The sequence below is a fragment of the Nostoc sp. ATCC 53789 genome (assembly GCF_009873495.1).
Lineage (GTDB): Bacteria > Cyanobacteriota > Cyanobacteriia > Cyanobacteriales > Nostocaceae > Nostoc > Nostoc muscorum_A.
Map to the genome: position 1 here is coordinate 433,566 of NZ_CP046703.1, position 8,298 is coordinate 441,863.

Annotated in this window: 6 protein-coding genes; 1 reads left to right on the forward strand and 5 read right to left on the reverse strand. The window is 36.7% G+C overall.

Annotated features, from left to right (window positions below; translation table 11 throughout):
* Positions 1-227 precede the first annotated feature (227 nt).
* Positions 228-932, forward strand: coding sequence for a transposase (locus GJB62_RS37305; RefSeq protein WP_245246209.1), 705 nt, complete (start codon positions 228-230; stop codon positions 930-932).
* 268 nt (positions 933-1,200) lie between these two features.
* Here the strand turns inward: GJB62_RS37305 and proC are convergent, their stop codons facing one another.
* From proC to GJB62_RS01730, 5 genes are all read right to left on the reverse strand, one after another.
* On the reverse strand, positions 1,201-2,022 hold the full coding sequence (gene proC / locus GJB62_RS01710; RefSeq protein WP_114082678.1) for a pyrroline-5-carboxylate reductase: 822 nt from the start codon (positions 2,020-2,022) through the stop codon (positions 1,201-1,203).
* A gap of 39 nt (positions 2,023-2,061) precedes the next feature.
* Positions 2,062-3,168, reverse strand: coding sequence for a zinc-binding dehydrogenase (locus GJB62_RS01715; protein ID WP_114082679.1), 1,107 nt, complete (start codon positions 3,166-3,168; stop codon positions 2,062-2,064).
* Between the two features lie 48 nt (positions 3,169-3,216).
* Entirely contained in the window at positions 3,217-4,014 is a 798-nt protein-coding gene (locus GJB62_RS01720) for a hypothetical protein (protein WP_114082680.1), read from the reverse strand.
* A 101-nt stretch (positions 4,015-4,115) separates the two neighbouring features.
* A complete protein-coding gene (locus GJB62_RS01725) occupies positions 4,116-5,753 on the reverse strand; it encodes a serine hydrolase domain-containing protein (RefSeq protein ID WP_245246069.1) in 1,638 nt (545 codons plus the stop codon).
* A 65-nt stretch (positions 5,754-5,818) separates the two neighbouring features.
* Complete coding sequence (locus GJB62_RS01730) at positions 5,819-7,837, reverse strand: ATP-binding cassette domain-containing protein (RefSeq protein ID WP_114082682.1); 2,019 nt, start codon at positions 7,835-7,837, stop codon at positions 5,819-5,821.
* Positions 7,838-8,298: the final 461 nt, after the last annotated feature.

An 8,298-nucleotide genomic window follows, 5' to 3' on the forward strand; every position in this document is an offset into this window, starting at 1 on the left:
ATCATCTCAATAAAATCAATAATTTTGAAGAATTAGAGGCGCAAATAAATCAATCACTGAAAAGCCGAATCCCTTTAGGATTAAAAAATGGTTGTTTAAAAATAGCGATTGATTTAAATCTAATTTGCTATTATGGTAAGCCAACATTAGAGGAATTACCTTACATATATCGAAGTCAAGCTAAATCTGGTACTCATTCATTTTACGCTTATGCAACTTTATATGTTATTACCAAGAATAAGCGTGTAACTCTTGCAGTTAGAGGGGTTCGTAAACTAGATACCAGTGTAGCACTCATTACTTATTTATTGGCAGAACTTGAATCCCTTAAAATAAATGTAAAAAAACTCTATTTGGATAGAGGATTTTTTAATACTCCTGTAATTAGATGGTTGCAGGCATTAGATATTCCATTTATGATGCCTGCTGTCAAGACAGGAAAGAAAGGAGGAATTAAGCAATTTTTCAAGGGTAAAAAAAGTTATAAAACTACCTATAAAATTACAAGAGATGAAGATGATTCAGTCACATTTGACTTATGGATTGTCTGCAAAAATGGAAAAGGTAAGCGTAAAAAACATGGGGTTCAATACTTTGCTTACGTGACTTACAAAATCACAACAAATTTAGATTATATCTATCAAGATTATCGGAAACGATTTGGAATTGAAACTAGCTACCGTCTGAAAAATATTTGTCGAATTAAAACGAATAATAAAAATCCATTTTTGAGATTACTATTCGTGGGTATATCTTTTCTTTTAGTTAATATTTGGGTAAATCTTCTTTGGCTCAGAATCAGTCGTAAAAGGAAAGGTAGTCGATTAATTTATCGCACACTTTTTACACTTAAACAGATATTAGCCTTTTTATCTCAAGCCCTACAGCGTAAATATCAAGTAGTTGAAAGCATCTATCTTCCATCAGGTTAGTAATGATAATTTCTCTACCAACTAATCATAAGTAATGATAATCTATACTATGTCTGTTGGTTAGAGAATTGTGTATCAAAATGTATTAAAAAATGCAAGTATTTTAGCGATCGCTCTTTGGAGAAAAACTTTTTGGTTTACTGATAACTCTACTACATCAGCCCTGTCTCTTCATCCTCTTATTTTGGCTAAGGTATTGTTAGGAGAGGGATAATATTGTTAATCTCTAATTCCATTTGATTTGCGTTCTCGTCATATCGCTTTTAGTCTAAACTCCAGTACCTAATTGTTGAGTGCGACTCAAAGCAGCAAGCACTGCATTAGAGATGAGAGTTCGCATACCACCTTTTTCTAACTCGTAAAGGCCAACAGCAGTCACTCCCCCAGGACTCGTTACCTTGTTTCGTAAGACTGCTGGATGTTCATCAGTCTGAAACATCAGTTCTACACTGCCAGCAATCGTATGCAATGTTAGTTCTTGGGCTTGTGTCCGAGTTAAACCCATCTGAACCCCAGCATCAATCATCGCCTCTATGTACAGAAATATAAATCCAGTCCCTGCGCTACTCAACGCCGTTGCCATATCAAGGTAATGTTCATTTTGGGTAGGAAATTCCTTACCTAATGCTTGTAAAATGACTTGAGTATGCGATCGCTGTATTTCTGTCACACTTGATGATGCACTCCAAACCGTAGTCCCATGCCCAACTTGTACTGCTATATTCGGCATTGTACGGACAACAGCAGGATGATTCAACCCTTCGCACAGATATGGAATACTCGCTCCACTCACAATACTAATTACTAAAGCATCAGGTGAAATTTTACCCTTAAGTATAGCCAGAACCTCTGCTAAAACCTGCGGTTTCACCGCCAATATCACAATAGACGCGCCAACAACCGCTTCTATATTGCAGGTTGTAGTACTTACTCCATATTCACTTTCTAAATGAAGGCATCGCGCAGAAACTGGATCGCTGACTATAATTAGATCGGGTTTTGGAACAATTTTAGTTGATAACAATCTAGCCATTATCATTTCGCCCATCGTGCCACCACCGATAAAGGCAATTTGTAAATCTTCGAGCATCTCTTCTCCCTATTATCTAAGTTATTTGATATATTGGCATCAAGATAGATTAGGTTGAATCACAGCTTTTAATACAGAGCCTTGCTCTACATCTGCCAGCGCTTGATTAATTTGTTGTAGTGTATATGAACGACTAATTATGCTTGACCAAGCAATATTTTTACTGGAATCGCTATGACGTTTTAGTAATTCAATCATTCTATAAAAATGGCTGAAATCAATTCCCCAAGTCCCGCGAATATCAATATGTTTTAGATTAATTTCCAGGTGAGGATTGATGAGTATTTCACCCGTATTTGTGTAATGCCCGACAATAACATAGCGGCCTCCATTTCTGGTCATATTCAAGCCCTCTTTGACAGCAATGGGAATGCCTGTAGCTTCAATAGTGACATCAGCACCGTGTCCGTTTGTCAATTCCAAAACTCGCTCAATATGTTGTCGTGGATCATCAGCCTTAATTGCAAGGGTTTCATCTACACCGAAGGATTTTGCAACTACTAATCGGCTCTCAAATTTATCAATTACAATTACTTTGCCTGCACCTGAGAGCAAAGCTAGAATTGCCACACTCAAACCAACAGGCCCACAACCCTGAACCACGACAACATCACCAATTTGAATCTGCGCTCGGTCGATAGCGTGTAATGCAGTTGGTAAAGCACATCCTCCAGCAATGAATTGCTTTGGTGAGACTTCTTCGGGTAGAGTTAGAACTTTAACCCCTGGTTTGAGGTAAATCAGTTCAGACCAACCACCCAGCAACCCATCTTTGGCTGAGTAGGTGACACCATAAACTTTACGTTTTGGACAGCGAGTGGATGCTTTGGCTACTAGACAATACCAGCAGTTGTAACAGGTTTCATGGACATCTAAAAAAGTAGCGATCGCTCCAGGCTGAATTAATTTACCATTGACATCACTAACTGCTCCACCTGTTTCCACCACACGACCAACTGAGAAGTGTCCAGGGATGATGGGATACGGTACTCCCTCTAAACGCCCATGTAATAAATGTACGTCAGTTCCACAAACCTCAGAATATAAGGTTTCAAGAATAATTCCACCCTTTTCCAGAACCGGGTCTGGTAATTGTTGGACTTCAACTGGTTGATTAGGTGCAGTCATCACAGCTGCTAAGGGCATGAATTATTTCCTCACTATATTTACCAAATTGCTTCTTGCTGCTCATATTCAAGACCACAAAATGATTTCACCGTTAGGAAGTAATCCGATCGCAGAGGTGAAAGTCACACGTTGTCCATCCATCGGCTCAACAGTGTGAAAGTTGCGTGTATTGAAAATGAACACATCTCCTACATAAGGTTGGAAGGCGATCGCGTCTGCATCTGCAATTACTGTATCACCATAGCCGTAGGAATCGAGTTTATATTGCTCATCTCCTGATTTCCACTGGCGATCATAGATGCGTGTTTGACCATGATTGTTTGGAGAAAATTTCAAGTACAAATTCCAAGAAAGTTGATAAATAACTGTACCAATTTCCCATTTTGATTGTTCTAACGGAGCATAATCAATATGAAGTTGAGTACCCTGCTCTATTTTTCTGATCAGTCCTGCATAATAACTACCATAGAGTGGTTCCGAAGCAATTCGTACAGTCGCGCCTGTACACTCTCGAATTTTCACCATTAAGCGTTCTAATGGATTAAAAGAGGCTGCCATAATGCAGTCTCTTAATTTAGTTGTGCGTTCAACTGCTTGAAAATAAGCTGCTTTACTAATGCGATTATATTCAAACACTGTGATACCAATTTTCTCAATCTTGGGATTCACATTCTGATAGCAATCAAAGTTGAATAATTCAGCTTGATTGACTAACATCTCACACTCTTGGGGTGTAGCAAATTCTTTTAGCCGAATTAAAGGAATTCGGTTTTCCCACAGCATTCTTAAAGACTCTATAGTTAAGGGATACTCTTGCTTATTGTCCCAAACTTTGGATTTAATCTGGTTAGAAGTAGCAGCCATAATACAATTCCTTACATTTAAATTTCAACTTCAGCTTTAGTCAAACTCAATTCATATTCAGCAACGCTATATTTGCTTGTGATGAGTGCAAACTTGATTATTTACTGTTTACTAAAATACAGTCTTCGTACCCTGTCACAACAACGATATAAACCGATAACTCGACCTTCTCGATCTCGCACCAATTCAAACTTATCTACATATATAAGATATCTAAGAAAAACATTTTGTCCAGCAACTATGAGATGAGATGGTGCATAGCCTTTGCTCTTATAATATAATTTATTACCTACTAGATTTATTTTAAAGTCGCGCTCTAATTCAGCAGAATAATAAGTACCAGGATAATCTGCTAATATATCTTTTGGAGAATCTAGTATTTTTTCAAAAGTGTAGGTTTTAATACCATCACCAATATCTAATTTTCCTATCAGGTGAATAATATCTTCAGAAAACTCAATATCATAGTCAATTTCATTATCGACAGATTGAAAATGATTTGTGTCAATTGGAATAAGTTGAAAATACATCCACGCTAGTTTAGCCATTAATTTTCCATTTTTTATCTCTAACTCCAATATGCTTCCAGTCGTGGGGTTATGATAAAATCCAGCTTTAAGTTGTAGCTCCACTACAGGTAAATTAATAGAGCTAATAGAACGCGAAATAGGTTTAGTAATATTTTCAATATAATCATTTTCTAAATATATATCAGCAACTTGAAAAGCTAATTTAGTCGGCTTAAGTGTACTTAAATTAGCCAGACAGATAACAGAAAACTGGCGTTCGGGAAATCGAATAAAATCACTCCGATAACCCGTCCAAGAGCCTCCATGACTAATTGTTTTTAAGCCGCCGCGATCGCCAATCTGCAACCCAAATGCACCTGATATAATTTCGCCATTATTGAGTTGGCGTGGAGTAGTTATCTCTTCAATTAAATCTTGTCCGTATCCACCTAAGATATTGTGATAGAAATTTCGATCCCAAAGTAGTAAATCTTCGATAGTTGTATAAAGCTGTCCATCTCCACAGAAATCGTGAAAAGACATATCGATCTGAAAACCCTCTCCATCTTTTGGAGCGTATCCATCGGCTCTATTTTTCACGATTTCTCTAAAGTTATCGTGAAAATGGGTATTTTTCATTCCTAGCGGGGCAAAAATATGTTCTTGGGCAAATACACGTAAAGATTTGCCAGAGACGCGTCTCACAATTTCTGCTAGTAAAATGTAGCCAGAATTACAGTATAATTGCTCAGTTCCAGGCTCGAAATTTAAGCTTTGTTGTCGAGCAATTAAGGCAATAATTTCTTCGTTTGAATACTTATTTTCAAACCTCATTCCAGCAAATAACATTAAATGTAAATAGTCACGTAAACCACTGGTGTGGTCGATTAAATAGCGGATAGTAATAGAATGACTATATTGAGGAATTTCTGGAATATATTTTTGTAACTCATCATCTAAGTTAAGCAATTTTTGTCTGGCTAGTAAGACGATACACATTGCTGTAAATTGCTTGGAGTTGGAAGCGATATCAAATACAGAATTAGAGGTTATGGGAATGTTGTATTCCAAGTTAGCCATACCATAACCGCGTTGGTAAATTATCTCCTCATTCTGAATAACAGCAATAGCACAGCCAGGGGAATTAGGTTTATTCCACCGGATGAATAATTCATCGACTTTGGTAATTAGCACCATGATTTCTTTCTGATTGATATATTTCCATCTCACAATATCTTCTACATCACACCGCTACTTTTACCTTTTATAGGAAAAAAGTAAATTACCTTCAGCCGCTAAACTCTCACCCATTTCAATATTTTTGGATCTTTATCATATCCATAGGTAATGCCATCCCTAGTAGTGATAAACTCCCCTTTGCTTGCCTTACTTCTAATAGTGGAAACAGAATAGTAGGTTAATTCATTCATTTCCTTATGACTTAGCTTTTTAGTTGTGCTGCTCTCTGAATCATTTAGGGACTTATCTTGAGATGAATCATCTATTTTTATTTGGACATTTGCGGTGGATTTAGTAATACTTACTTTTTGACCTTTCTGCTCCCGGTAATCTTGTACTCTCATAAGTTGCCAACTGGAATCTTCTGTAAGTTCCAGAACCCATTGATGATAATCAAATAGACTTTCTCGATGCCCAACACTAATAAACGTTGTTTTCGTATCTTGTAACTGTTGGTATAAACCTCCTTCATTTTTTAAATCCAAGGCACTTGTTGCTTCATCTAATATCGTAAACCTTGGATGGGTAACTAATAATCGTGCGAAAGCCAGACGTTGTTGTTCTCCTAGCGATAGTATGTTCTCCCAAGGAACTTCTGTATCGAAGCTATCGACTCGACTTAGCAAGTTTTGTAGGTTGACTTGTTGCAAAACTTTTGTAAGTTCTGCGTCAGTCATCTGACTATTTGTAGTAGGATAAAGCAACTGTTCGCGCAAGGTTCCTAAAATTATGTAAGGACGTTGGGGTAAAAATAAAACTTCTTCTAATGGAGGTCGTACCAAACGGCCAGTCCCCGCATTCCACAAACCAGCGATCGCTCTCAATAGAGAACTTTTACCTCGACCACTCGGCCCAACAATCAATAAACCTTCTCCTGCTTTGACAGACAGTGATAAATCTTCAACAATTACCTGTTCATAATCGGGCGTTTGTAAGGTGACATTCTCAAAAGCGATCTGATTTTCTTCTATTGTTTTAATGGTAGTTATATGCTCTGGTTCTTTGGTAACAGCTTCTAACGCATCTGAAAATTCGGATAACCGTTCAACATAGCTAGAAAATCTTCCAGAATTCCCAAATTCATTGATTAACTCACCCAAAGCATTAGCGAAAAAATAGCAACATACAGACGCTTGGATAATTTCTCCAAACTCCATTTCACCTCTAATCTGTAAAGGCCCAAATACTATATATGGAAATATTTGAATTACAGATTGATAACCTCTATTAAAAATCTCATTGTTCTTCTCCCAATCAATTTTGCGTTTAGCATTTTTTATCAAATTGCTAAATCGGCGGTTAATAATATTTAATTCTTGGTTCTCTCCTCGGAAGAAAGCTACTGATTCAGCATGAGTGCGGAAATGAGTCAGGCAATAGGTGTACTCAGCTTTCGCTTCGAGTTCTTGTCGATTAATTTTATTTAATTCTTGGGTCAAGTAGACAGCAATAAAATTGCCTATAACCGTATAACTAACTAAAATCAGTGCAACAGACTGAGAGATTGACCAAAGAACTAATAAAAAAGCTGTCATCTCCAGGATTTTTTCTAGGAGAGTAGCTGAAAAACTTAAAGCATTACTTGCAATGGGTTCGATTTCTTGAGATAAGCGTTGATCTGGATTATCAATACTAGATGTAAAGTTAATTTTATAATAAGCTCGACTGTTTAAATATTTTGATAAAATCTGATTATTCAGCCATTGATACCAATCTAAAGCAATTTTTTTTCTCACTAGTCTGGAGAACCCGGCTAAGAGAGTTCCCAATGCTAGAGCTGAACCATAAAGCAGTAAAGCATCATAAAATTTAGAGATTTCCTTCTCTTGAATGATGATATCTGCCAAATAGCGATTAATAAAGCTATTAAAAACATTTGCACCAACAAGGACAATTATTAATAATATTAGGAGAATAAGCATTCCCCATGAGCGAATCACTTCTGAGAATGCTCTATCTCCTGGCTCGTTTGGATACCAGTAAGGTTGTGCGACTGCTTTTACGTCTTTCCAAAATTGAATAAAACCTAAAAAAGCATTTGTTGAAGGTTGAGCTTGAACAACTTGGGTTGGCATATTCTGAGACTAAACTAAGACTTTAGCTAATAATTAAAATAGTTACATGGAAGTTGTGTTAAGGCTCAATTCCTTACTAAATAAGCATTATAGCCATAAATAAAGTAGCAAATTGTCCTAGTGTAATTATTGGGTTTTTTGGAGAAAAATAGGCTTTTTATCACAAATCGGTAAACATGCTTGTGAAGGTATTATTTAGCCCAACTTTTCTACTAACTAACCCATTTATTAATCTGCTGCAAGCTCCTTGGTGTCGAGAGTTGACAGCAGTTAATAAGTTTTCAGCAATGTTTCATATTCTATAACGCAGTATAAACCAATTTACATTTTATTTTTTGTTTTTACCCCCATTTACCGAGCGGATATCTCTTAACTGTCTTAACTGTCTTAACTGTCCGCTTAACTGTCTTAATTGGTATTGTATTTTGTTGACTAAGGTGAGATAATTCATAAGTTCAATT